The organism is Pseudoalteromonas sp. BZA4 (assembly GCF_040104395.1).
Taxonomy (GTDB): Bacteria; Pseudomonadota; Gammaproteobacteria; order Enterobacterales; family Alteromonadaceae; genus Pseudoalteromonas.
This window is the reverse complement of record NZ_JBECOT010000147.1, coordinates 1-1151: the sequence shown is the minus strand read 5'-3', so window position 1 is coordinate 1151 and position 1151 is coordinate 1. Positions and strand designations below refer to the sequence as shown.

Here is a 1151-nt window from a genome sequence, read left to right as displayed (position 1 = left end):
CGCATAAATATGAGCACTACTTTTCTGAAACATTTTAATTCAATTACAGATCCTCGCATTGAACGTTGTAAAAAGCATGAACTTATCGATATTCTTCTCCTTGCTATTAGCGCTGTGCTCTCTGGTGCAGAAGGATGGGAAGATATTGAAGACTTTGGGCACCTAAAACTTGATTGGTTAAAAAAATACGGCACGTTCAACGCAGGAATTCCAAAACATGACACGATTGCGCGTGTCATGTGTCGGTTAAAAGCAAATGAAATAGAAAGGGCATTTCAATCTTGGATATCATCACTGATTGAAACCACAGGTGCAGATATCATCGCTATTGATGGCAAAACCGCACGGCGTTCATTTACCACAAAAGACAGAAAAAGTGCCTTACACACGGTCAGTGCATGGAGTTGCCAACACCAGTTAGTGCTTGGACAGACGGCTGTTGATAATAAAACAAATGAAATCACCGCGATACCAGAATTACTCACCCTGCTCGATATTGAAAACAGTATCATTACGTTAGATGCGATGGGATGCCAACAAGAAATAGCAAAACAAGTCATCCAACAAAAAGCAGATTATATTCTTGCACTTAAAGGAAATCATTCAGGCATGCAAAAGGAACTAGAAGCGTGGTGGCACAAGTGCGAGCGTGAAAGGTTAACTCAGCATAATTGTGATGAATATACCGAAATAAGCTCAGGACATGGGCGTGTTGAAACACGTACATGCCAGCAGTTACTTATAGATAAAAGCTGGTTAGGCAAGGATTATCGTTGGCATGGCTTAACGAGTATTATTAAGGTCAGGGCTGAAGTTCATGATAAGTCGGCAGGGTCGGATACCACTGAAACACGCTGGTATATAAGTTCATTAGACTTAGATGCAGCGCAAGCACTCAATGCGGTACGCAGTCACTGGCAGGTTGAAAGCATGCATTGGATGCTTGATATGAACTTCAGAGAAGATGAATCGAGAATACGCAAACTTCAAGGGCCATTAATGTTTAATGTAATGCGAAAGATAGCCATGGCGCTTTTTAAACAAGATACATCTAAGTCAGCTAGTATGGCGAGGAAAAAGAAAATGGCAGGGCTAGACGATGATTACCGCTCAACCCTGTTAGAGTCTGGGATTAAAATGCGCTAGCCGTG

1 protein-coding gene is annotated in these 1151 nt (G+C 41.8%); it reads left to right on the top strand.

Annotated elements, in window-relative coordinates:
• Window positions 1-9 precede the first annotated feature (9 nt).
• The gene (locus ABMY41_RS21790; RefSeq protein WP_349276269.1) at window positions 10-1146 is read left to right on the top strand and encodes an ISAs1 family transposase; all 1137 of its coding nucleotides are present in this window, start codon (window positions 10-12) and stop codon (window positions 1144-1146) included.
• The last annotated feature ends 5 nt before the right edge of the window (window positions 1147-1151 follow it).

Bases quoted from the DNA above. Each gene is read 5' to 3' on its own strand.
- ABMY41_RS21790 (WP_349276269.1), top strand. From the start codon at position 10: ATGAGCACTACTTTTCTGAAACATTTTAATTCAATTACAGATCCTCGC.